Genomic DNA, 21,612 nt, shown 5'->3' on the forward strand with positions numbered 1-21,612 from the left:
GCCATGGGGAGGTTGCCCTCACCGTCGACGTGGTGACGGTCAGGCCCGATTCGATGCGTGCGGTGGGCAGCCGCACGCTGACCGGGCACGCCCAGGAGCGGCCGCCCACGTGACCTCGGCTGTCACAAGGTCGATACTGCCGACAGCAGAGTTTCCGTCCGACACCGCCTCCGACCGCCGCGGACCATAGGATCGACCTACCGGACCGACCCAGCCCCACCTGCTGAAACGCAGATCACGAGCCATCTGCCCGCCTCACCGGGAGGTACCCATGAAGATGCTGATCAACGTCGCGGAGACCGTGGTCGCGGACGCGCTGCGCGGTATGGCGGCCGCGCATCCCGAGCTGGTCGTCGATGTGGAGAACCGGGTGATCGTGCGCCGGGACGCCCCCGTGGCGGGGAAGGTCGCGCTCATCTCCGGTGGCGGATCGGGGCACGAGCCGCTGCACGGTGGTTTCGTCGGTCCGGGGATGCTGTCGGCGGCCTGTCCGGGCGAGGTGTTCACCTCGCCGGTGCCCGACCAGATGCTGCGGGCCGCGGCCGCGGTGGACAGCGGGGCGGGCGTGCTGTTCATCGTCAAGAACTACACGGGTGACGTCCTGAACTTCGACATGGCGGCCGAGCTCGCCGAGGACGAGGGCATCCAGGTCGCCAAGGTCCTCGTCAACGACGACGTGGCGGTCACCGACAGCCTCTACACGGCCGGGCGGCGCGGCACGGGCGCGACTCTCTTCGTGGAGAAGATCGCGGGCGCCGCGGCCGACGAGGGTCAGCCGCTGGAGCGGGTGGAGGCGATCGCGCGGCAGGTCAACGAGAACTCCCGCAGCTTCGGCGTCGCCCTCAGCGCCTGCACCACGCCCGCCAAGGGCACCCCCACCTTCGATCTGCCGCCCGGCGAACTGGAGTTGGGCATCGGCATCCACGGCGAACCCGGCCGGGAGCGGCGGGCGATGATGACGTCGGGCGAGATCGCCGACTTCGCGGTGAGCGCCGTCCTGGACGACATGACCCCGCGCAACCCGGTCCTCGTCCTCGTCAACGGCATGGGCGGCACACCGCTGTTGGAGCTGTACGGCTTCAACGCCGAGGTCCAGCGCGTGCTCACCGAGCGCGGTGTCGCCGTCGCCCACACCCTCGTCGGCAACTACGTCACCTCGCTGGACATGGCCGGCGCCTCGGTCACCCTGTGCCAGGTCGACGAGGAGTCGCTGCGGCTGTGGAACGCGCCGGTGCGGACGCCGGGGCTGCGCTGGGGCATGTAGGACATCGCGACCGGCGACGCCGAGGTGTCAACGTACCGACCACGCAAGGAGTTCCAGTGCTCGACGCCGATTTCTTCCGCCGTTGGATGACGGTGACCGCCGCTGCCGTCGACCGTGAGGCGGAACGGCTCACCGCCCTCGACTCGCCCATCGGCGACGCCGACCACGGCAGCAATCTGCAACGCGGGTTCCACGCCGTCACCACGGTGCTGGAGAAGGAGGCCCCGCAGACGCCCGGCGCGATCCTCACACTCGCCGGGCGGCAGCTCATCTCGACGGTCGGCGGGGCGTCGGGGCCGCTGTACGGGACGCTGCTGCGCCGGACCGGCAAGGCCCTCGGGGACGCCGGCGAGGTGAGCGAGGAGCAGTTCGCCCAGGCACTGCGGGCGGGGGTGGACGCGGTCATGACGCTCGGGGGTGCGGCGCCGGGCGACAAGACCATGATCGACGCGCTGGTGCCGGCCGTGGACGCCCTCGGGGAGGGCTTCGCCGCGGCACGGGCCGCCGCCGAGGAGGGCGCCCTGGCCACGACTCCGTTGCAGGCCCGCAAGGGGCGGGCGAGTTATCTCGGGGAGCGCAGCATCGGGCACCAGGATCCCGGTGCCACGTCCTCGGCGCTGCTGATCGCGGGCCTGGCGGAGGCCGACGGTGAGTGAGACGAGGGTGAGCGGCGAGGGGGCGGGCGAGCGGCTCGTCGGCATCGTGCTGGTCTCGCACAGCGCGCAGGTGGCGGCGTCGGTGGCCGAGCTGGCACAGGGGCTCGCGGGCGGCGGTACGGCCGTGCCGGTGGCCGCGGCGGGCGGCACGGAGGCGGGCGGCCTCGGCACCAGCGCCGAGCTGATCGCCGCGGCGGCCGCCTCCGTGGACCGCGGCGCCGGGGTCGCGGTGCTCACCGACCTCGGCAGCGCGGTCCTCACCGTGAAGGCCCTGCTCACGGAGGGCGACGAACTGCCGGACGGCACACGCCTGGTGGACGCCCCGTTCGTCGAGGGCGCCGTCGCCGCGGTCGTCACGGCGGCGACCGGCGCCGATCTGCCGACGGTGGAGGCGGCGGCCGCGGAGGCGTACACGTACCGGAAGGTGTGAGGCGGGCCGGCGTTTCCCCTGCCGGTTCGCGCGCCGCCGGTCCCTTGGCGGTGCTCCCGGGTTTCAGCCACGCACGTCGCCGTCCCTCCCTTACGCACCTCCTTCCCCCACCACGCCCAGCGCCGAACGCAGCGTCGCCATCAGCTCGGCCCGTGCCGTCGCCGGGTCGGAGGGGGTGTCGGCGGTGCGCAGGTCGGTCGCGCGGTCGGGTCCGGCCGGCATGCGTTCCGCCACCGCCGGCTCATGGTCGAGTACCTGCTCCATCGGCTCCCGCCGGTCGACGACGGCTGGTCGGCGGCCTGACGCCGGTTCCGACGCAGGGCGGTTGTCGATGCCCGCCGACTTCCGCAAGGGGCCGAGGGCCTGAGTCCGCGTCGGACTCCCGACCCCCCGGCCACCCGCGTCCGGCGCGGGAACAGCGACGACAGCGGCCCGCGTCGGCGGCGTGAACTCCCGAGCCCTCATGGAGAGTTCAGCCGTGAGGAGCTTCAGCATACGTAACTCTCCGAGCGGGTCACCAACGACCGCCCTCTTGATGTGGTCGCGCCGGCCCGCCATATTGGTCCGGACCATTACCGCGAGTCCGCCCGGGGAGGCAGAGCCGTGCGACGCGCCCTCGTTCTCGTTTCCGCCCGCTGCGCGGCACTCGCACTGCTGCTCTCCTCCTGCGCCTGGGGCGGGGCGGACGAGGGCGGTGGCCGGCTGCCCGCGGCGCCCACCGGGGTCACGGCCGCCGCGGGCAGCGCGACCAGCGTGCACGTCATGTGGAACGCGGTCGCCACGGATCGCGGCATCCGGGTCTACGAGGTGTACCGGGGCCCCACGAAGGTCAAGGAAGTGCCGGGCTCCGCGCACATGGTGGATGTCGCCATGCTCAGGCCGTCCACGTCGTACGCGTTCACTGTGCGGGCCCGTGACACCGACGGGCGTCTCGGGCCGCCGAGCAGGGAGGTCCGGGCGACGACTCCCGCGGCCGTGGCCGCCGACCACGCGGCCCCCACACGCCCCGGCAAGCCCCATGGGCGTGCGGTGGGCAGCCGGGCGGTCCAGCTGTCGTGGTCGAGGGCGACGGACGACCGGGACGTGGTGTCGTACGACATCCTTCAGGGCGACACGAAGATCCACAGTGTGGGCGGGAACCAGACGGCGACAGTCGTCACCGGACTTCGGCCCGGCACGCGCTACTCCTTCACCGTCCGGGCCCGGGACGCGGCCGACAACCTCTCACCCGCCACCGAGGCGGTCCGCATCACCACGCCCGGCACCGACGACGGGCGCGGCACCGCGCCGACCGGCTTCCGGGCGTCGACGCATCGCGAGGACGGGGCCCACCACCTCGACCTGAGCTGGGTGCCGCCGCGGACGGACGGGGTGGTCACGGAGTACGAGGTGCGCCTCGACGGCCGTACGGCGACCTCGCTGGTGTACGGCGGGAACGCGCCGCGCGAGCGGGCCACGTACAGCTTCTACCTGGGCCGGGAGAGCGGGGTCAGTCACCGGGTACGGATCCGGGGCAGGCTGCCGGACGGCACCTGGGGCGGGTTCTCGGCGGAGCGGACGGTGACGACCGGCGCGCGGCGGTGACGAACCGCCCGGCGCCCCCCGAATGCCGCGGTCCATCACCTGTCCGGGTGAGGTCCGCATGCGGCGCGGGCCCGGGGCGCGTTGGCTGCCCCTGAGGCAGCACGGGCGTTCCCGATCCCCGGCGGCGCACCGGATGTACCGCCGACCGTGCCGCCGGAGGGCAGTCCACATGCGCAATTCATCGCTATCGCTCCTCCTCCGCTCGGGTCTGACCGTGGCAGCCGCCTCCGCTCTCCCCCTCGCCCTGGCCGCCGGTCCGGCCGGCGCGGTCTCGGGGATCTCCGTGAGCACGACCGGGTCCACGGTCTCCGTCACGACGAGCGCGTGCACCAACATCAACGGCAGTTGGGGCACCGCCTCACTGCTCACCAGCAGACAGGCGAACTTCGCGCAGGGCCGCCAGGTCTCCCTGTCGGGGACGGCGTCCCTGCAGTCGGCGGCCTGGTCGGCCGTGAGCCCGGGCACGTACACCGTCATCGTCGTGTGCTCCGACGGCAAGACCGCGGGCACCCAGTCGGTCATCGTCACGGCGCCCCCGACCCCCAGGCCGACGGCCTCACCCTCGCGCGGCGTCATGGGCGGCGTGGGCGGTGCCATCGAGGACTACGGCACTGTGACACTGGTGGGGGGCGGGGCCCTGGTGGGCACGGGCGTCCTGGCCACCGTCTGGTTCCTGCGCCGCAAGTCGAAGCCGTACCGGCTCTGAGGCCCCCCGGGTTCAGACCGTTTCGTGCCCCGGCAGCTCGGCGAACTCCTCCAGCGCGCCTGTGAGCCACTGGATCCAGAAGGTCTCCAGGTCGATGCCGGCGCGCAGCACCAGGTGCCGCAGCCGGTCCTGGGAACTGTCCCTGCCGGGCGGGAAGTCGCGCCGCTCGATCTCCTCGTACTCGGCCAACTGGCGTCGGTGCAGATCGAGATGGCGTCGCAGGTCGGCCTCGATGCCCTCGGTCCCCACGACGGCCGCGGCACGCATCCGCAGCAGCAGCGTGTCGCGGTGGGGCCTCGGGTCCTGGGAGGCGGCCGTCCAGCGGGCCAGTTCGGCGCGGCCCGCGGGCAGGACCTCGTAGTTCTTCTTCTGCCCGCGGGCCGGCTGCTCGGCCGGCAGGGTGCGGATGAACCCCTCGTTCTCCAGCTTTCCCAGCTCGCGATAGATCTGCTGATGCGTCGCCGACCAGAAGTAGCCGATCGACTTGTCGAAGCGGCGGGTCAGCTCCAGCCCCGAGGACGGCTTTTCGAGCAGGGCGGTGAGGATCGCGTGCGGGAGTGACATGGGCTCATCCTAGGGACGCGCTCGGGCGCCCCTAGAGGCTCGCCGCCAGCTCGGTGCCCTGCTTGATGGCGCGCTTGGCGTCCAGTTCGGCGGCCACGTCGGCACCGCCGATGAGATGGACGCTGCGGCCCGCGGCGAGCAGCGTCTCGTACAGGTCGCGGCGCGGCTCCTGCCCGGTGCACAGCACGATGGTGTCGACCTCGAGGACGGTGCTCTCCTCGCCGACGGTGACGTGCAGTCCGGCGTCGTCGATACGGTCGTAGCGCACACCCGGGACCATCGTGACGCCCCGGTGCTTGAGTTCGGTGCGGTGGATCCAGCCGGTGGTCTTGCCGAGGCCCGCGCCGACCTTGGTGGTCTTGCGCTGGAGCAGGTGGACGGTGCGCGGCGGGGCGGGCCGCTCGGGGGCGGCGAGGCCGCCGGGGCCCGCGTAGTCCATGTCGACGCCCCAGTGCCGGAAGTACGTCGCCGGGTCCTCGCTCGCCTTGTCGCCGCCGTCGGTGAGGAACTCGGCGACGTCGAAGCCGATGCCGCCGGCGCCGAGGACGGCGACGCGGTCACCGACGGGGGCGCCGTCGCGCAGCACGTCGAGGTAGCCGACGACGCTCGGGTGGTCGACGCCGGGGATGTCCGGGGTGCGGGGGGTGACGCCGGTGGCGACCACCACCTCGTCGTAGTCGGCGAGGTCGTCGGCAGTCACCCAGGTGTTCAGCCGTACGTCCACGCCCTGCCAGTCGAGTTGGTGGCGGAAGTAGCGCAGGGTCTCGTCGAACTCCTGCTTGCCGGGGACCCTGCGGGCGACGTTCAGCTGGCCGCCGATCTCGCCGGCCGCGTCGAACAGTGTGACCTCGTGACCGCGCTCGGCCGCGCTCACCGCACAGGCCAGCCCGGCGGGTCCCGCGCCCACGACCGCGACGCGCAAGCGCCGCCGGGTCGGGGACAGCGTCAGCTCGGTCTCGTGGCAGGCACGGGGGTTGACCAGGCAGGAGGTGATCTTGCCGCTGAAGGTGTGGTCGAGGCAGGCCTGGTTGCAGCCGATGCAGGTGTTGATGGCCTCCGGCTTGCCGGCCGCGGCCTTGGCGACGAAGTCGGGGTCGGCGAGCATCGGGCGGGCCATGGACACCATGTCGGCGCGACCGTCCGCGAGCAACTCCTCCGCCAGCTCGGGGGTGTTGATGCGGTTGGTGGTGACGAGCGGGACGGACACCTCGCCCATCAACCGCTTGGTGACCCAGGTGTACGCGCCGCGCGGCACCGAGGTGGCGATGGTCGGGATGCGCGCCTCGTGCCAGCCGATGCCGGTGTTGATGATCGTCGCACCGGCGTCCTCGACGGCCTTGGCGAGGGTGATCACCTCGTCCAGGGTCGAACCGCCCGGGACGAGGTCCAGCATGGACAGCCGGTAGACGATGATGAAGTCCTCGCCGACGGCCTCGCGCACCCGCCGGACGATCTCGACCGGGAAGCGCATGCGGTTCTCGTACGAGCCGCCCCAGCGGTCGGTGCGCCGGTTGGTCTGCGTGGCGATGAACTCGTTGATGAGGTAGCCCTCGGAGCCCATGATCTCCACGCCGTCGTAGCCGGCCTGGCGGGCGAGGCGGGCGGCGCGGGCGTAGTCGTCGATGGTCCGCTCGACGTCGGCGTCGGTGAGTTCGCGGGGCGGGAAGGGGCTGATCGGCGCCTGGAGCGGACTCGGTGCGACGAGGTCCTGGTGGTAGGCGTACCGGCCGAAGTGCAGGATCTGCATCGCGATCCGGCCGCCCTCGCGGTGCACGGCGTCGGTGATGACCCGGTGCTGCTCGGCCTCCGCCTCGGTGGTGAGCTTGGCGCCGCCCTCGTAGGGCCGGCCCTCGTCGTTGGGCGCGATGCCACCGGTGACGATGAGCCCCACTCCCCCGCGGGCGCGCTCGGCGTAGAAGGCCGCCATGCGCTCGAAGCCGCGCTCGGCCTCCTCCAGGCCCACGTGCATGGAGCCCATGAGGACGCGGTTGGGCAGCGTGGTGAAGCCCAGGTCGAGCGGGCTCAGCAGGTGCGGGTAACGGCTCATCGGGCCCCTCCGTGCGCGGTGTCGTGCTCTGTAGTTGTAGAGGACCGCGGGACCTTTGTGCAACTAGTTGCACAACCGGGAAGGGGTGACACGGACCACCCTCGGGCACAGTGGCCCCATGACCGCGCACGCCGATGTGATCGCCCTCGCCCAGCGGCTGGTCCGCTGCCCCAGCCGCGCCGGAATCGACGACTACGGGCCCGTCCTCGGCGTCCTGGAGGACTGGCTCGCCGGGCGTGAGCTACCGTATCGCCGTCTCCACGGCGACACCGGCGCCGTCGTTGGTCTGCTGATCGAGGTCCCGGGCGGCCGGCCCGGCTCCTGGTGGGCGCTGGACGCCTGCGTCGACACCGCCCCCTACGGCGACGAGGCCGCCTGGTCGTTCGCACCGGACTGCGGCGACGTCGTCGACGGCTGGCTGCGCGGCCGCGGCGCCGCGGACTCCAAGCTGGCCGCGGCGATGTTCTGCGGCATCGCGCGGGAGGTGCACGCGCGCGCCGACGCCCTGCGCGGCGGGCTGGCCGTGCTCCTCGACGTCGACGAGCACACGGGCGGCTTCGGCGGCGCCCGCGCCTACCTGGCCGATCCGGAGGCGACCCGCCCGGCCGGCGTGATGATCGGCTACCCGGGGCTCGACGAGGTCGTGGTCGGCGGGCGGGGCCTGTGGCGGGCCACGATCGCCGTGCACGCGGCCTCCGGCCACTCCGGGTCCCGCCGTACGGCGCCCGGTGCCGTCTCTCGTGCGGCGCACCTCGTACGGCTGCTGGAGGAGGCCGGACTCCCGGGTGTTCAGGGCGAGTTCCCCCTGCCGCCGAAGCTGACGGTGACGTCCTGCCACGGCGGTCAGGGCTTCTCCGTCGTGCCCGGCCTGTGCGAGCTGGGCGTCGACATCCGCACGACCCCCGCCTTCGACGCCCGGGCGGCCGAACAGCTGGTCCGCGCGGCGGTGGCCGAGCTGGACATGCGGGTGCCCGGGCCACGGCCGACCACCGTCACCCCGGTGGCCACCTGGCCGCCGTATCGGCTGACCGAGGGCCGGCAGCCCGCCGCCGCGCTGCTGGACGCCGCCGCCGGGGAGGGCCTGACCGTCCGGCCGAAGACCGCCGGACCGTCCAACATCGGCAATCTGCTCGCGGGCGAGGACATCTGGGCCACAGCGGGCTTCGGGGTGCGGTACGAGGGACTGCACGGTGTGGACGAGCGGGCGTGCCTCGCGGACCTGCCCGCCGTCCACGCCGTCTACCGGCGTGCCGTGCTCACCCTGCTGGGTGCGTGAGGATCAACGGCTCTCCAGTACCACGTGCAGCTCCCGCTCCTGGTCGCCCGAGGCCGAGGTGAGGTCGTGCACGGTGAAAAGGGAGTCCAACGTCGTGCGCAGCCGTTCGATGGCCCAGTAGCCGCCCTGCGCGTCGGCCTCGACGGACGACGAGAGCCGGGCGGGCGGCGGGCACGCGTGCGTGTCCGTCACCTCGAACGTGCCGAGCCACACCATGGGCCGGGTCTCGTGGAGCTGCTGCGGCACGTCGTCGGGGCCCCGGTCGGACTCGAAGCACGTGCACAGCGCGTCGAACACGATGCGGGCGTCCTCCTTGCTGCATCCGCTGATCTCGACGGAGACGGACTCCTCGTGCGGTCGTTCACGGTCCATCGTGATCGCTCCTCTCGTGGCCGCGCCGTGGTGCCACGGGTTGCCCGCGGAACCGGACCCCAACCCCAAGAAAAGCACCGCGGACGGCGGAGCACTACCGGCGCGGCCGCACCGTCGGTGCCTCAGCCGCGGGTGAACCGGTAGGTCATGCTGTCGGTCAGCACACAGAAGCCCGGCGAGAGGACGATCACGCGCAGGGTGCCGGTGCGGCGGTCGTAGTCGATGCCCTCCGTCTCGAACTCGCCCGAACAGGAGCTGCGCAGCGGGAGCCGGCGCACTGCCGTGACATGTCCGGTCACGTCGGAGGCGCCCGGCTCGGCGGAGAGGTCGATCCGCAGCAGCGGCTTGGTCATGCCGAAGAGGGTGCCGGCGGGGTCGTCGGAGGAGCACAGCAGGGTCGTGGCGGCGAGGAAGTCACAGCCCTGGATGTCACGTACCGCGCGGTCGAGCCGGACGGTGGACGACCACGGGAGGTTCGCCGACGGCGAGGTGCTGGGGTTGACGCCGGGTGTCGGGTGGACCAGCAGGCGGGTCATGGTGCCCCACTCGCCGGAGACCATCCACTGGCCGCCCGGCGCGACGGCGACGAAGGAGTTGTTCAGGGCCTCCCCGGCGCCGAGCGTGTGGACGTACTCCGACCAGGTCCCGTCCGGTGCCTGCACCCGGAACATCTTCGCGCTGCCCGAGTCCGCCTGGTACGGCTCGATGTAGTGGCCGTCGTAGGAGGCGTCGGGGTCACCCACATGGTTCCAGCCGCGGCTGCTGAGCGATGCGGGGACGGTGCCGATGCCGGTGTAGCGGTTGGGGCTGTTCGCCGGGACCTCGACGGAGGCCAGGCCCTGGCTCTCGGTCAGCGGGTCGACGCGGTCGGAGCCCACCTCCGTCCAGGTGTCGGCGGCGGCCCGCGCGGGCGCCGCGGTGGACAGCACGGCGGCGGACGCGAGGGCGACGAGGCCGGTGAGGACGGCCTGACAACGTTGCCGGGCGCGTGGGGCCATGGGGGGACTCCTCGGGACGTGGGGGGCGTGTCGGCCGACAGTCTGGCCGCGTGATGTGGTCATGTACAGACCAAGGGCACGAATGTGTGCTGTCATGTCGGCCACAGTCACGTGCCCTCCTGATGACTTGGGCGGACGTTCGCCCTCGTGTTGAGAGATGGTGGAGGAGGATGACCGAGGGGGCCCGGAGACGGTTGAACGCGGTAGAACAAGGGGAGTCGGCACGGGGGAACGGCGTGCCGCGACAATGGGTGAAGGCGGTGCGTGGGATGTCAGCAGCCGAACCTCCCGTGCCCGAGGGCCATGAGCCGGTGCGCGGGCCGGTGGGTCCGAGCGGGCTGCTCGACGTCCTGGGCGTGGCCTCGGTGGTGCTGGACACCGAGGGGCGCATCGTGCTGTGGAGCCCCCAGGCCGAGGAGCTGTTCGGTTATCCGGCGCGGGAGGCGCTGGGCCAGTACGCCGCCCGGATCATGGTCCACGAGCAGTACCTGGACCTGGTCGTCAAGTTGTTCGCCGACGTCATGGAGACCGGCGAGGGCTGGGCCGGGGCCTTCCCGATCCGGCGCAAGGACGGCAGCACGCGCCTGGTGGAGTTCCGCAACATGCGGCTGCTCGACGACCAGGGCGACGTCTACGCGCTGGGCCTGTGCGCCGACCAGACGACGGTCCGCCAGGTCGAGCGGGACGTGGCGCTGTCCACGCGGACCATCGCGCAGGCCCCGGTCGGGCTGGCCGTCCTGGACACCGAACTGCGGTACGTCTCGGTCAACCCGGCGTTGGAGCGGCTCAACGGCCTCCCCGCCGAGGACCACATCGGTCGTACGCCGCGTGAGCTGCTGCCCGATCCGGATGCCGCCGAAGCCATCGAGGCGGCCCTGCGCGAGGTGCTGCGGACCGGTGACCCGCTGGTCAACCAGCGCATCGTGGGCCGGACCCCGGCCGATCCGGAGCAGCAGCACTTCTTCTCCATCTCGCTCTACCGGCTCGAGGACACCACCGGGACGGTGCTCGGCGTGGCCGGCATGGCCGTGGACATCACCGAACAGCACCAGGCCGCCGTCGAGGCCGAGACGGCACGGCGGCGCCTGGCCCTCATCGCCGACGCCTCCGCGCGGATCGGCACCACGCTGGAGCTGGACCGCACGGCGCGCGAGCTGGCCGACGTCGCCGTGCCGGAGCTCGCCGACGTGGCGGCCGTGGATCTTCTGGAAGCGGTGGTCGAGGGCAGACGCAGCAGCCTCAAGCCCTCCGAATCGGCGGTGATCCGTGCCCTGGCCGTCCGGGCCGGGCACGCCACGGAGGCCCTGAGCGCCGCCGACCCGCCCGGGCAGGTCGCCCGCTACGGCCCCGACCGCCTCGTCACCGAGTGCGTGCGCACCGCCCGCCCGGTCATGGTCGCCCACGTCCAGGACACGGACCTGCCCCGCATCGCCCGCTCCCCCGAGGCCGCCGAGCAGCTGGGCCGCGCGGGCGTGCACTCCTATCTGGCGGTGCCGTTGATCGCGCGCGGCGAGGTGCTCGGCGCCCTCGACCTCAAGCGCACCCGCAATCCGCTGCCGTTCAGCCGGGACGACCTGCTGCTCGCCCGTGAACTGGCCGCCCGCGCGGCCGTGCAGATCGACAACGCCCGCTGGTACCAGAACGCCCGCGACACCGCGCTCACCCTGCAGCGCAGCCTGCTGCCCAGCCATCCGGCGGTGACGGGCGGCCTGGAGGTCGCCTCCCGCTACCAGCCCGCGGGGGCCAGCGCCGAGGTGGGCGGCGACTGGTTCGACGTGATCCCGCTGGAGGGCGGCAAGACCGCGCTCGTCGTGGGTGACGTGATGGGCAGCGGCATCGACGCCGCCACGACGATGGGCCGGCTGCGCACCGCGACCCACACCCTGGCCTCCCTCGACCTCGAACCGACCCGGCTCCTGGAACACCTCGACAAGATCACCGAGGGCTTGGACCACTCCATCGCGACTTGCGTCTACGCCGTCCACGACCCGCAGTCGCGGCAGTGCCGGATCGCCAACGCCGGCCATCTGCCGCCGGTCCGCGTCCGCCCCGGCCGCTCCCCGGAACTCCTCGAACTGCCCACCGGGGCACCGCTGGGCGTCGGCGGCGTCGCCTTCTCCACGACGACCGTCGACCTCCAGCCCGGCGACCGGCTGGTGTTCTACACGGACGGCCTCGTCGAGACCCGCCAGCACCCGCTCGACGAGCGCCTCGACGCGCTCCTGGAGCTTCTCGAAGGCCCCGACCGTCCCCTGGAGGAGTGCTGCGACCTCCTCCTGCGCACCCTGCACCAGCCCGACAACTCCGACGACGTGGCGCTGCTCATCGCCCGTGTGCTGACGCCGGGTTGATGGTCGCGGCCCCGGCCCCTCGAACGGTCCTTCGATGAGCTGCGCGGCCACCTGATCGATCCAGGGGCGCTCCTGCGGATCAGACCGGCGTCGAGGGGGCCCGCGAGGAGGCCTGGCTGAGGCCGGTCACCACATGCGCGTACAGCTCCTCGGAGACGGCCAGGCGTGCGGAGAGGCCGCTGCGGGTGAAGGCGTCCAGGGCCTTCGGCGCCTGGCGTTCGCTCGTCTCCACCACGAGACAGCCGCCGGGTGCCAGCCATCGGGGCGCCTCGGCGGCGACCCGGCGCAGGACGTCCAGCCCGTCGGGACCGCCGTCCAGCGCGACGTGCGGCTCGTGGTCGCGCGCCTCCGCGGGCAGCAGGGGGACCTCGCCGGTGGGTACGTACGGCACGTTCGCCGCGAGGATGCCCACCCGGCCGCGCAGGCTGTCGGGCAGCGCCTCGAACAGGTCGCCCTCGTGGACCTGACCGCCGAACGCGGTCACATTGCGGCGGGCACAGCGCACCGCCGCCGGATCGATGTCGGCGGCGTGCAGCTCGACCCGGCCGACCGCGGCGGCCAGTGCCGCGCCCACCGCGCCCGTGCCGCAGCACAGGTCCACGACGACGGCCGCGTCGGGGGCGTGGGCGAGGGCCTGTTCGACCAGGAACTCGGTACGGCGGCGGGGCACGAAGACGCCGGGTTCCACCGTGATGCGCAGACCGCGGAACTCGGCCCAGCCGAGGACGAGTTCGAGGGGCAGGCCGGTGACGCGGCGGTCCACCATGGCGGCCAGCTCATCAGGGGTGCGGGCGGCGGCCAGGATCAGCCGGGCCTCGTCCTCGGCGAAGACACAACCGGCGGCACGGAGTGCGCGGACGACGGCGTCGCGCGAGAGCGGCGAGGGGGACGAGGGCGAGGAAGCGGAGACAGGGGGCATGGAAGCCGAGAGCCTTTCGGAAGCCGAAGGGTGCTCTCGCGGTCGCCTACGTGCGGTGATCCGCGCCGACTCGAGGTGAGAGCACCCGACCTGACACAGCGGTGATCGGTCTCACCTCCTGCAGTTCCGCGCGACCGGGCCCGTCCCGACCGGACGGCCACCCTACCCCAACGATCACTCCCGCTCCCGTGCACCGACGAAGCCCGGCTGAGCACACCAGGTCCCCTCGCGACGGGCCCCCGGCCAGGCGGGTCGCGGGGGACGCGTACCGTTGTGTGCACAGGTACTGATCACACGCGACCCGCGGGCCGTCACCCACGCCGGCCTGGAGGCACCACCCGCATGAACGTCACCCGAGGATTCACCGGACGTCCACGCGTCCCCAACGCCGCACTGCCGCCCGGCCAGTACGACGCGGGCGACGACTGGCCCGTTCTGTCCGCCGAGGTCACGCCCGAGCTGACGCCCGCCGAGTGGTCCTTCCGCATCGACGGCCTCGTGGCCGAGCCGCGCGACTGGAGCTGGGAGGAGGCGCACGAGCTGCCGGCGTCGGTGTACGAGGGTGACATCCACTGCGTGACGAGCTGGTCCAAGTTCGGCGTGCGGTTCGGGGGCGTCTCGCTGGACGCCTTCCTCGATGTGGTCCGACCCCATGTGTCCGCCACACATGCCGTCGCCTACGCCCACACCGGGTACACCACCAACCTGCCGCTCGCCGACCTGACCGGCGGGCGGGCGTGGATCGCCTGGGAGTACGAAGGGAGGCCGCTCGCCCCTGAGCACGGCGGCCCGGCGAGGCTGCTGGTGCCACACCTGTACTTCTGGAAGAGCGCGAAGTGGATCGCGGGCCTGCGCCTCCTCGACCACGACGAACCCGGGTTCTGGGAGCAGAACGGCTACCACGCCCGCGGCAACCCCTGGGAGGAGCAGCGGTACTCCGGTGACTGAGGTGTTCACTCCCCCGACCCGATTCGCCGTGCCCGGGCGGATCGCCGTCAGCGACCGGGCCGCCGGAGTGTGGCAGACCGCCACGATCACGGAGGTCCGCCGCGAGACCGCGCGGGCCACCACCTTCCGTCTCGCGGTGCCGGCCTGGGCGGGCCATCTGCCCGGCCAGCACCTGATGCTGCGGCTGACCGCCGAGGACGGCTATGTGGCCCAGCGCCACTACTCGATCGCGTCCGCGCCGGACGACTCGGGGCACATCGAGCTGACCCTCGACCATGTGGAGGGCGGTGAGGTGTCCGGCTGGTTCCACACGGTGGCGGCAGTCGGTGACACGGTCGAGGTGCGCGGCCCGGTCAGCGGCTTCTTCGCCTGGCCCGGGGACCGGCCCGCGCTGCTGGTCGGCGCCGGCTCCGGTGTCGTACCGCTGATGTCGATGGTGCGGCACCACCGGGCGCGCGGCCTCGATGTGCCGCTGCGGCTGCTGGTGTCGGCGCGCAGCCCCGAGGAGCTGATCTACGCGCGGGAGTACGGCGTGGAGACGACGCCCGTGTTCACGCGGAGCGCTCCGGACGGTGTGCCCGTGGGACGTATGGCCGCCACCCATGTGGCGACCCTCCTGGCCGAGCGGCCTCCCGGTGGGTGGGAAGCCTATGTGTGCGGCTCCAACGGATTCGCGGAGCATGCCTCGCGGCTGCTGGTGGCGGCGGGTCAGCCCGTGGACCGTATCCGGATCGAGCGCTTCGGCTGATCGTCGCCGGGCGCGGGCGCGTATCCGTGCGGGGTCGTCATGAACGATGTCCCGTGTACGGGGTACCTGAACGGCATGCGAAGCCGGGTGCGTGGTTGGCGTTGGCGACGCAGTCCGCTGCGGCGCCGGTCGGATGTCGTCGAGGCGTGGACGGTACTGGCCGTGGTCGTCCTGTTGTTCGTCGGAGCTCCCCTGGTCGGGGTGGTCGCGGCCTGGTGGGCCCATGGCGAGGCCCGGGCCACGGTCGGGGAGCAGCGCGCCGACCGGCGTCCCGTCCGGGCCGAGGTCGTCGGCAGGGCCTCTGACGCGCTCCCCGTGGCGCAGGGCGGACGGCACCCGTCCACCAAGATGACGGTCCGTTGGACGGAGCCGGGCGAGGGTCCGCGTACGGCGACGACGCGTGTCCCGGCGGGGACGGGGACCGGCGACATGGTCGACGTGTGGCTCGACTCGCGGGGCCGCGCCGTCGCCCCGCCGCCGGACAGCACGGCGGTCTGGCAGCACACCGCCACCCTCGGCGTCTGTGCCGCGGGCGGCGCGGTCGCCGTGATCCTGCTCGGCCATACCGTCGTACGGCGTGCCGCGATGCGTCGCCGCCTGGAGGAATGGGAACAGGAGTGGGCGCGCACGGAGCCGGAGTGGACGGGCCGCCGGGCGTGACCCAAGGCCACGCCGGTGACCCGATCTCCGTTGAAGGCCAGCCAGCCGCCCGGGATCTTCGGCACACCGTCCACGACAAGTAGTTCGGCATCTCTGACCAGCGCTTCCATGGCACCGAGCGGGGCATCGACGGCAGACGTCATGGCGCCATCGCAGGGGCTCGGCGCGGCAAGAACCTGGCGAGTCCTCCGACCTCCCGCGTACGGTGTGATCATCGACGCTCACTCTACGCAAAGGCGGTACCAGATGCCCCTGTTCGACCTTCCGCTCGACGAACTGCGCGAGTACCGCAGCAAGTCCGTCGAACCCGAGGGCTTCGACGCGTTCTGGTCCAAGACCCTCGACCAGGCCCGCGAGCACGATCTGGACGCCCGCTTCGAGCCGGTCGACACGGGGTTGACCACGGTGCAGGTGTACGACGTGACGTTCGCCGGGTTCGGCGGTCACCCGGTGAAGGGCTGGCTGCGGCTGCCCGCCGGGGCCACGGAACCGCTGCCGCTGATAGTGGAGTTCATCGGCTACGGCGGTGGGCGCGGCCTGCCGCACGAGAACCTGCTGTGGGCGTCCACGGGCCGCGCGCACTTCATGATGGACACGCGCGGCCAGGGCAGCGCGTGGGGCGCCGGTGGCGGGACCGCCGACCCGGTGGGGGCCGCGCCCGCGTACCCCGGGTTCATGACGCGGGGCATCGACGCGCCCGAGAACTACTACTACCGCCGGGTGTTCACGGACGCGGTGCGTGCCGTGGAGGCCGCCCGTTCGCATCCGCTGACCGACGCCTCACGCACGGTCGCGCTCGGCGCGAGCCAGGGCGGCGGCATCGCGATCGCCGTCGGCGGCCTGGTCCCGGACCTCACGGCGATCGCGCCCGACGTGCCGTTCCTGTGCGACTACCCGCGCGCGGCGACCCTCACCGACCGCCACCCGTACCGCGAGATCGGCCTCTACCTCAAGACGCACCGGGGCCGCGCCGAGGACGTGCTGCGCACCCTGTCCTACTTCGACGGCGTCCACTTCGCGGCCCGCGGCCGGGCGCCCGCCTTCTTCTCGGCGGCCCTGGAGGACCAGACCTGCCCGCCCTCCACCGTCTTCGCGGCCTTCAACGCCTGGGCCCACGACGCGAAGGACATCGAGGTGTACGACTTCAACGACCACGAGGGCGGCGGCCCGTTCCACGAGGCGGCGAAGCTGGACTGGCTGCGCGCGCGCATCTGACAGGCCCGCATGGCCGAGGGGCACCGGGAGTCGGAAGGCGCGCTGTTCTTCGGGTGAGTCGGCGCGTTCCGCATCTTCCGCCTGGTCCGACCAGTCGGTACGTTCAGGGCGGCCCGGGCCTGCGGTGTCCCGGCCCGGTTCCGGCGGACGAAGGGCGGCCCATGGCGGAGCACGAGGCACAGGTGCACGGTCACTGCGATCCGCGGTTCGCGGCGGTGCGGACGGCGTTCGAGGCGAACTTCCGGGAGCGCGGGGAGCTGGGCGCCGCGGTCGCCGTCACAGTCGGCGGCCGGACGGTCGTGGACCTGTGGGCCGGGTGGGCCGACGCGGCGCGCGGCCGCCCGTGGGAGCGCGACACGCTGGTCAACGTGTGGTCGACGTCGAAGGGCCCCACGGCGCTGTGCGCGCACATCCTCGCCGACCGGGGACTGCTCGACCTCGACGCGCCGGTGGCAGCGTACTGGCCGGAGTTCGCCGCCGCCGGCAAGGAGCGGATCCTCGTACGGCATCTGCTGTCGCACCGCGCCGGCCTGTCCGGCCTGCGGGAGCCGCACTCCCTTCGGCAGCTGTGCGACTGGGAGCTGACGACACAGCGACTCGCGGCGATGGAGCCGTGGTGGACGCCGGGCACGCGGTCCGGGTATCACGCGCTCACCTACGGCTTCCTGGTCGGGGAGGTCGTACGGCGGGTGTCGGGGCTGCTGCCGGGGGCCTTCCTGGAGCGGGAGGTGACCGGGCCGCTCGGGATCGACTTCGCGATCGGGTTGCCGCAGAAGGAGTCCGTTCGAGCGGCCGAGCTGGTACAGCCGCCGGTCCAGGCGACCAGCGAACAGGCGGCGGTCTTCGGCCGGTTGACGCCCGCCGCCCTGGCCGCGCTGGCCAACCCGGCCGTGGGCGCGGCCCAGGCCAACTCGCCCGAGTGGCGGGCCGCCGAGATCCCCGCCGCCAACGGCCATGGCACGGCGCGGGCGGTCGCCGCCCTGTACGGGATCTTCGCGGGCCGCGGGTCGTACGACGGTCAGCGCGTCCTCTCCGCCGAGGCGGCGGAGCGGGTGCGCGAGGGGCAGGGCAGCTGCCGGGATCTGGTGCTCGGGGCCGGGTTCGAGAAGGAGACCGAGATCGGGCTCGGCCTGTGGCTGAGCGGGCCGAACGGTTCGTACGGGCCGAACCCGCGGGCTTTCGGACACGACGGCTTCGGCGGCTCCTGCGGTCTGGCGGATCCGGACTCCGGCGTGTCGCTGGGCTATGTGATGAACCGGATGGGCCCGCACATCGCCGATGACCCGCGCAAGACGGCGCTGATCGAGGCCCTGTACAGCGCCCTGTGACGACCGGTCGGCAGGTACCGTTTCGGCCGAACTGACCGACCACCCTTCCTTGTTGGTTTAGACCAATGCTAGACCTGGTGGCGCACCGAACCCGCACGACTACCACACGTCACCAACAGGAGGCGCGGCATGGCCCGCACCACCCCGCACGACCGCCCGCTCACCGAAGCACAGCCGCTGTACGGGAGGATCGCCACCCAGTTGCTCGGCGAGCTGCGCGACGGAAGCATTCCGCCCGGCGAACGGCTGCCGGGGGAACGGCAGTTGGCGGAGCACTTCGAGGTCAGCAGGGAGACCGTACGACAGGCTCTGGAGGTGCTTCGCCGCGGCGGCCTGGTCGCCACCGACCGGCGGGGCAGCCATGCCACCCTGCCCGGTCTGCCGGTCGAGAGCCCGACGTCCCTCACCTTCCCGGTCGGCGCCCGGGCCTCGCTCCCGGGTGCCGTGGACCGGGCCACGGTCGCCTGGGAGACTCCCCCGCCGGAGCACGCCGAGGCGCTGGGGCTCGCCCCGCACCGGCCGACGCTCGTGCACCGCTACGAGTCCGCGGGCGCCGACGGGCACGGCCGGCGTACGGCCGTGACGTCCTTCTCCGCGGTGGCGCTCGCCGAGGTGGCGGAGCTGGGCCGCTACCGCGACCGCGCCGACGGCGCCGGGTCGGCCCAACTGCGGCGTGCCTACGACTGGATGCGCAAGGCGGGCCTCGCTCTGCATCACCGCGACGCCATCACCCGGCTCCCGGGTGTGCCTTCGGTGCGGGTGACCCGGCGCGTGCACGACCAGTACGCACGTCCGCTGGAGATCACCGACCTCGTCGTGGACGCCCAACAGGACGCCTTGGTCTACGAGTTCACGCTGCCCGCAGCGGGCTGAGCGCGCACGACCCGCGACTTGGAGAACAAACCCTCCACGCCCACCAGGGGAGGAAATGCCAACCCACCGCTAGACCACGCGTCGCGCCACCACCATCCGCACGCGTGGGCTTCCGTCGCGCCGCCTTCCGAACTCGGGCAGCGCTTGCAGCTCCACCCGGAAGCCGGCGCGTCCCAGCTCGGTCCGCACCTCGCCGAGCCGGAAGGCCCGGTAGTACATGACGAACGGCGGCCGCCACACGGCGTTGCGCACCCGCATCGCCGTGTCGAAACCCAGCAGCATCCAGTAGGCCGGGGAAAGAGGCCCGGGCGGGGCCACGACGGGGAAGGCGAAGCAGCCACCGGGCCGCAGGACGGAATGGACCTGGGCGAACAGCCCGGGCAACTCGCGGGGCAGGAAGTGACCGAACGCCCCGAAGCTCACCACGAGGTCGAAGGCAGGGGCGAACGGCAGAGCCCGCGCGTCCGCGCGGACCCAGGCGACGCGCGGCTCCCCCACCCGCACCCGCCGCCGGGCGACCTCCAGCATGCCGGCACTGAAGTCGACGCCCGTGACGCTGCGCCCGCACACCTCGGCCAGCACCTCCACCCCCGCGCCGGTCCCGCAGCACAGGTCGAGGCCGTCGCCGTAGGAGCCCGTTCGCGCGAGTGCCTTCGCGACGGCGGCGAGCACCGATTCGGGCGTACGGAAGGGCGTGTGGTCGAACTTCGGGGCGAGCAGGTCGTATCCGCGCTCGACGGACGACAGCGCCTGCACGGCGAGTTCCCGCAGGGAGGGGCCTTCCGGACCGAACATCCCCGTCACCCCGCAGCGACGCGCTGCTTCAGAACGGCGAGAACCCGCTCGCACCAGCGCAGGTTCTCCTCCTCGAAGGAGATGCCGCGCAGCAGCGTCAGATACGGGCCGACGCGGCCGGACTCGCGCAGGTACGCCTCCTCGGTCCGCCCGTCGAGGAGGCGGTCACGGACGCGTTCGTACCGGTCGAGCTTGCCGCGCGACCATGTCATGCGTTCCTCGATCAGGGCACGGGTGGCCTCGGGGTCCTCCATGGCCTGGAGCTTGATCAGGAGTTCGTCGCGGACGGCGGTGGGCCTGCGGGGCGGCTCGGCGGCGAAGGCGCGCAGGTCCTCCCGTCCGGCCTCGGTGAGCGTGAACATCCGCTTGTTCGGCCGCCGTTCCTGCCGCACGATCCGGGCCTCGACGAGGCCGTCCCGCTCCAGGCGCTCCAGCTCCCGGTAGAGCTGCTGCGGGGTCGCGGGCCAGAAGTTGGCGAACGAGACGTCGAAGACCTTGGACAGTTCGTATCCCGAGGCCTCGCCCTCCAGGAGGGCGGCGAGGACGGCGTACCTGAGGGACATATGGACACGTTAACAGCAGGTGATTATTCTCATCGACACCTACTCAACTAATTGACTATCACGAATTGACGATGAGGTGATCCGATGCGCGCGTTCCGCGAGGCGGTCGAGACAGGCGACCTCGACGCCGTGGAGGCCCTGCTGGCGGAGGACGTCGTCTTCACCAGCCCGGTCGTGTTCAAGCCGTACGCCGGCAAGGCGATCACCGCGGCGATCCTGCGCGGTGTCGTGCGGGTCTTCGAGGACTTCCGCTACGTGCGCGAGATCAACGACCCGGGCGGGCGTGATCACGCGCTGGTGTTCACCGCGCGGGTGGGCGACCGGGAGATCACCGGCTGCGACTTCCTCCGGGTGAACGAGGACGGTCTGATCGACGAGTTCATGGTCATGGTCCGTCCGCTGTCGGGAGCGCATGCCCTGGCCGCGGCCATGGGAGCGCGGTTCGAGGAGATCGAGCAGGAGGCGCGGGCGCGGTCGGTGTGATGTGCCGATCCCGCGTTCTTCCCGGCGACGCGGACCGGTTCACGCTCGGTTCGCGTGGGACGACCTCGGTGATCCGGCGGGCCGTGACGTGCTCCCTCTCCAGTGCCGCCTCGGCACCGAGACGATCGCCTTCGCACAGCGCGGGGCACGGGCCGTCGGCCTGGACTTCTCCGCGGCGTCCGTGGCGGCCGCGCGGGGCATCGCCCGGAAGGCGGGGCTCGACGTCACGTACGTACAGGCCAATGTGTACGACGCCGTGGAGGCGCTCGGCGGGCGGCAGTTCGACGTGGTGTAGACCCGCAAGGGCGCCCTGTGCCACCTGCCCGACCTCGACCGCTCGGCGCGGGTCGTGGCACGACTGCTGCGCCCCGGTGGGCGGTTGTCCGTCGTCGAGTTCCACACCGACGGACCGTCCGTCGAAGGCGCCACGGACAGCTACGAGTGGATGCACGGAATAGGCGAGGTCGTCAACGCGTTGACCGGTGCGGGACTGACCATCCGGCGCCTCACGGAGAGCGAGGAACTCCCCTGGCCGCGCTGACCTCGGACGGTCCGCACGCCGTCCGGCCGGTGGCGGCTGCCCGAGCCGCGCATCCCCCTGCTCTACGGACTGCTCGCCATACGCCAGCCGTCGTGGTACCGTCCCGTTAGCACCTGTGTACGCCCCGTCGTGGGCGCTGGTGCCGGTTCTCCTTCAGTTCGCCGGTCGTCGTACCGGCTTCACCTCACCACCTCACGGCCAGTCGCCTCTGCCGTGTCCGAGGTGCTGTTTCCCGCCGCCCGAAGGCGCACCGTCCGCCTTCCCGATGTCCGCGGCACTCCCCTTCCTTCC

22 protein-coding genes and 1 pseudogene are annotated in these 21,612 nt (G+C 72.5%); 15 read left to right on the top strand and 8 right to left on the bottom strand.

Annotated features, from left to right (window positions below; genetic code table 11):
* Positions 1 to 271 precede the first annotated feature (271 nt).
* The 3 genes from dhaK to ABZ078_RS00665 are packed head-to-tail and all read left to right on the top strand — an operon-like array spanning position 272 to position 2,350.
* Entirely contained in the window at positions 272 to 1,264 is a 993-nt protein-coding gene (gene dhaK / locus ABZ078_RS00655; RefSeq protein ID WP_356570257.1) for a dihydroxyacetone kinase subunit DhaK, read from the top strand.
* A gap of 56 nt (positions 1,265 to 1,320) precedes the next feature.
* Entirely contained in the window at positions 1,321 to 1,920 is a 600-nt protein-coding gene (dhaL, locus tag ABZ078_RS00660; protein ID WP_356570258.1) for a dihydroxyacetone kinase subunit DhaL, read from the top strand.
* Positions 1,913 to 2,350, top strand: coding sequence for a PTS fructose transporter subunit IIA (locus ABZ078_RS00665; protein ID WP_356570259.1), 438 nt, complete (start codon positions 1,913 to 1,915; stop codon positions 2,348 to 2,350). The genes dhaL and ABZ078_RS00665 overlap by 8 nt, the downstream gene beginning before the upstream one ends.
* Before the next feature lie 90 nt (positions 2,351 to 2,440).
* Here ABZ078_RS00665 and ABZ078_RS00670 read toward each other — a convergent pair whose 3' ends face one another.
* Complete coding sequence (locus tag ABZ078_RS00670) at positions 2,441 to 2,614, bottom strand: hypothetical protein (protein WP_356570260.1); 174 nt, start codon at positions 2,612 to 2,614, stop codon at positions 2,441 to 2,443.
* A 339-nt stretch (positions 2,615 to 2,953) separates the two neighbouring features.
* On the opposite strand from ABZ078_RS00670, the gene ABZ078_RS00675 reads away from it, so the two are divergent.
* Both ABZ078_RS00675 and ABZ078_RS00680 read left to right on the top strand, forming a co-directional pair.
* The gene (locus ABZ078_RS00675; RefSeq protein WP_356570261.1) at positions 2,954 to 3,934 is read left to right on the top strand and encodes a fibronectin type III domain-containing protein; all 981 of its coding nucleotides are present in this window, start codon (positions 2,954 to 2,956) and stop codon (positions 3,932 to 3,934) included.
* Between the two features lie 169 nt (positions 3,935 to 4,103).
* A complete protein-coding gene (locus ABZ078_RS00680; protein ID WP_356570262.1) occupies positions 4,104 to 4,640 on the top strand; it encodes a hypothetical protein in 537 nt (178 codons plus the stop codon).
* A gap of 12 nt (positions 4,641 to 4,652) precedes the next feature.
* Here the strand turns inward: ABZ078_RS00680 and ABZ078_RS00685 are convergent, their stop codons facing one another.
* Together ABZ078_RS00685 and ABZ078_RS00690 are read right to left on the bottom strand one after the other, a co-directional pair.
* Positions 4,653 to 5,204 (bottom strand): PadR family transcriptional regulator, encoded by a 552-nt coding sequence (locus ABZ078_RS00685; RefSeq protein WP_356570263.1) that lies wholly within the window; start codon positions 5,202 to 5,204, stop codon positions 4,653 to 4,655.
* A gap of 31 nt (positions 5,205 to 5,235) precedes the next feature.
* Positions 5,236 to 7,251, bottom strand: a complete 2,016-nt coding sequence (locus ABZ078_RS00690) for an NADPH-dependent 2,4-dienoyl-CoA reductase (RefSeq protein ID WP_356570264.1) — start codon at positions 7,249 to 7,251, stop codon at positions 5,236 to 5,238.
* A 118-nt stretch (positions 7,252 to 7,369) separates the two neighbouring features.
* Here ABZ078_RS00690 and ABZ078_RS00695 point away from each other — a divergent pair, with 118 nt between their 5' ends.
* Positions 7,370 to 8,527: a M20/M25/M40 family metallo-hydrolase gene (locus ABZ078_RS00695; RefSeq protein ID WP_356570265.1), complete on the top strand. Its 1,158-nt coding sequence runs from the start codon at positions 7,370 to 7,372 to the stop codon at positions 8,525 to 8,527.
* A gap of 3 nt (positions 8,528 to 8,530) precedes the next feature.
* On the opposite strand, the gene ABZ078_RS00700 is transcribed toward ABZ078_RS00695, so the two are convergent.
* On the bottom strand, positions 8,531 to 8,899 hold the full coding sequence (locus ABZ078_RS00700; protein ID WP_356570266.1) for a hypothetical protein: 369 nt from the start codon (positions 8,897 to 8,899) through the stop codon (positions 8,531 to 8,533).
* Between the two features lie 122 nt (positions 8,900 to 9,021).
* Positions 9,022 to 9,897, bottom strand: a complete 876-nt coding sequence (locus ABZ078_RS00705) for a hypothetical protein (RefSeq protein WP_356570267.1) — start codon at positions 9,895 to 9,897, stop codon at positions 9,022 to 9,024.
* A 269-nt stretch (positions 9,898 to 10,166) separates the two neighbouring features.
* On the opposite strand from ABZ078_RS00705, the gene ABZ078_RS00710 reads away from it, so the two are divergent.
* Positions 10,167 to 12,248, top strand: coding sequence for a SpoIIE family protein phosphatase (locus ABZ078_RS00710; protein WP_356570268.1), 2,082 nt, complete (start codon positions 10,167 to 10,169; stop codon positions 12,246 to 12,248).
* 79 nt (positions 12,249 to 12,327) lie between these two features.
* Here the strand turns inward: ABZ078_RS00710 and ABZ078_RS00715 are convergent, their stop codons facing one another.
* Positions 12,328 to 13,167: a putative protein N(5)-glutamine methyltransferase gene (locus tag ABZ078_RS00715; RefSeq protein WP_356570269.1), complete on the bottom strand. Its 840-nt coding sequence runs from the start codon at positions 13,165 to 13,167 to the stop codon at positions 12,328 to 12,330.
* 342 nt (positions 13,168 to 13,509) lie between these two features.
* On the opposite strand from ABZ078_RS00715, the gene ABZ078_RS00720 reads away from it, so the two are divergent.
* From ABZ078_RS00720 to ABZ078_RS00745, 6 genes are all read left to right on the top strand, one after another.
* Complete coding sequence (locus ABZ078_RS00720) at positions 13,510 to 14,115, top strand: sulfite oxidase-like oxidoreductase (protein ID WP_356570270.1); 606 nt, start codon at positions 13,510 to 13,512, stop codon at positions 14,113 to 14,115.
* Positions 14,108 to 14,863 carry a ferredoxin reductase gene (locus tag ABZ078_RS00725; protein ID WP_356570271.1) on the top strand — a complete coding sequence of 252 codons (756 nt, stop codon included), beginning with the start codon at positions 14,108 to 14,110 and terminating at the stop codon, positions 14,861 to 14,863. Before ABZ078_RS00720 ends, ABZ078_RS00725 begins: the two co-directional genes overlap by 8 nt.
* 75 nt (positions 14,864 to 14,938) lie before the next feature.
* Positions 14,939 to 15,523 (top strand): hypothetical protein, encoded by a 585-nt coding sequence (locus ABZ078_RS00730; protein WP_356570272.1) that lies wholly within the window; start codon positions 14,939 to 14,941, stop codon positions 15,521 to 15,523.
* 246 nt (positions 15,524 to 15,769) lie between these two features.
* Positions 15,770 to 16,738 (top strand): acetylxylan esterase, encoded by a 969-nt coding sequence (locus ABZ078_RS00735; RefSeq protein WP_356570273.1) that lies wholly within the window; start codon positions 15,770 to 15,772, stop codon positions 16,736 to 16,738.
* A gap of 161 nt (positions 16,739 to 16,899) precedes the next feature.
* Positions 16,900 to 18,066, top strand: coding sequence for a serine hydrolase domain-containing protein (locus tag ABZ078_RS00740; protein WP_356570274.1), 1,167 nt, complete (start codon positions 16,900 to 16,902; stop codon positions 18,064 to 18,066).
* A 129-nt stretch (positions 18,067 to 18,195) separates the two neighbouring features.
* A complete protein-coding gene (locus ABZ078_RS00745) occupies positions 18,196 to 18,939 on the top strand; it encodes a GntR family transcriptional regulator (RefSeq protein WP_356570275.1) in 744 nt (247 codons plus the stop codon).
* Positions 18,940 to 19,008: 69 nt separating this feature from the next.
* Here ABZ078_RS00745 and ABZ078_RS00750 read toward each other — a convergent pair whose 3' ends face one another.
* Both ABZ078_RS00750 and ABZ078_RS00755 read right to left on the bottom strand, forming a co-directional pair.
* Positions 19,009 to 19,734: a class I SAM-dependent methyltransferase gene (locus tag ABZ078_RS00750; protein ID WP_356570276.1), complete on the bottom strand. Its 726-nt coding sequence runs from the start codon at positions 19,732 to 19,734 to the stop codon at positions 19,009 to 19,011.
* A gap of 5 nt (positions 19,735 to 19,739) precedes the next feature.
* Positions 19,740 to 20,297: a PadR family transcriptional regulator gene (locus ABZ078_RS00755; protein WP_356570277.1), complete on the bottom strand. Its 558-nt coding sequence runs from the start codon at positions 20,295 to 20,297 to the stop codon at positions 19,740 to 19,742.
* 84 nt (positions 20,298 to 20,381) lie between these two features.
* Between ABZ078_RS00755 and ABZ078_RS00760 the strand changes: the two genes are divergently transcribed.
* A complete protein-coding gene (locus tag ABZ078_RS00760; protein ID WP_356570278.1) occupies positions 20,382 to 20,780 on the top strand; it encodes a nuclear transport factor 2 family protein in 399 nt (132 codons plus the stop codon).
* A gap of 43 nt (positions 20,781 to 20,823) precedes the next feature.
* Positions 20,824 to 21,405, top strand: a pseudogene (locus tag ABZ078_RS00765) (methyltransferase); the annotation flags it as partial.
* Positions 21,406 to 21,612: the final 207 nt, after the last annotated feature.

Origin of the sequence: Streptomyces sp. NPDC006385, assembly GCF_040612485.1 — a bacterium.
Classification (GTDB): Bacteria; Actinomycetota; Actinomycetes; order Streptomycetales; family Streptomycetaceae; genus Streptomyces.

What these genes read in the sequence shown, in the direction of transcription:
- dhaK (WP_356570257.1), top strand. Translation starts at nt 272, where the DNA reads ATGAAGATGCTGATCAACGTCGCGGAGACCGTGGTCGCGGACGCGCTG.
- ABZ078_RS00670 (WP_356570260.1), bottom strand. Translation starts at nt 2,614, where the DNA reads ATGGAGCAGGTACTCGACCATGAGCCGGCGGTGGCGGAACGCATGCCG.
- ABZ078_RS00680 (WP_356570262.1), top strand. Translation starts at nt 4,104, where the DNA reads ATGCGCAATTCATCGCTATCGCTCCTCCTCCGCTCGGGTCTGACCGTG.
- ABZ078_RS00685 (WP_356570263.1), bottom strand. Translation starts at nt 5,204, where the DNA reads ATGTCACTCCCGCACGCGATCCTCACCGCCCTGCTCGAAAAGCCGTCC.
- ABZ078_RS00690 (WP_356570264.1), bottom strand. Translation starts at nt 7,251, where the DNA reads ATGAGCCGTTACCCGCACCTGCTGAGCCCGCTCGACCTGGGCTTCACC.
- ABZ078_RS00695 (WP_356570265.1), top strand. Translation starts at nt 7,370, where the DNA reads ATGACCGCGCACGCCGATGTGATCGCCCTCGCCCAGCGGCTGGTCCGC.
- ABZ078_RS00700 (WP_356570266.1), bottom strand. Translation starts at nt 8,899, where the DNA reads ATGGACCGTGAACGACCGCACGAGGAGTCCGTCTCCGTCGAGATCAGC.
- ABZ078_RS00705 (WP_356570267.1), bottom strand. Translation starts at nt 9,897, where the DNA reads ATGGCCCCACGCGCCCGGCAACGTTGTCAGGCCGTCCTCACCGGCCTC.
- ABZ078_RS00710 (WP_356570268.1), top strand. Translation starts at nt 10,167, where the DNA reads ATGTCAGCAGCCGAACCTCCCGTGCCCGAGGGCCATGAGCCGGTGCGC.
- ABZ078_RS00715 (WP_356570269.1), bottom strand. Translation starts at nt 13,167, where the DNA reads ATGCCCCCTGTCTCCGCTTCCTCGCCCTCGTCCCCCTCGCCGCTCTCG.
- ABZ078_RS00720 (WP_356570270.1), top strand. Translation starts at nt 13,510, where the DNA reads ATGAACGTCACCCGAGGATTCACCGGACGTCCACGCGTCCCCAACGCC.
- ABZ078_RS00730 (WP_356570272.1), top strand. Translation starts at nt 14,939, where the DNA reads ATGCGAAGCCGGGTGCGTGGTTGGCGTTGGCGACGCAGTCCGCTGCGG.
- ABZ078_RS00735 (WP_356570273.1), top strand. Translation starts at nt 15,770, where the DNA reads ATGCCCCTGTTCGACCTTCCGCTCGACGAACTGCGCGAGTACCGCAGC.
- ABZ078_RS00740 (WP_356570274.1), top strand. Translation starts at nt 16,900, where the DNA reads ATGGCGGAGCACGAGGCACAGGTGCACGGTCACTGCGATCCGCGGTTC.
- ABZ078_RS00745 (WP_356570275.1), top strand. Translation starts at nt 18,196, where the DNA reads ATGGCCCGCACCACCCCGCACGACCGCCCGCTCACCGAAGCACAGCCG.
- ABZ078_RS00750 (WP_356570276.1), bottom strand. Translation starts at nt 19,734, where the DNA reads ATGTTCGGTCCGGAAGGCCCCTCCCTGCGGGAACTCGCCGTGCAGGCG.
- ABZ078_RS00755 (WP_356570277.1), bottom strand. Translation starts at nt 20,297, where the DNA reads ATGTCCCTCAGGTACGCCGTCCTCGCCGCCCTCCTGGAGGGCGAGGCC.
- ABZ078_RS00760 (WP_356570278.1), top strand. Translation starts at nt 20,382, where the DNA reads ATGCGCGCGTTCCGCGAGGCGGTCGAGACAGGCGACCTCGACGCCGTG.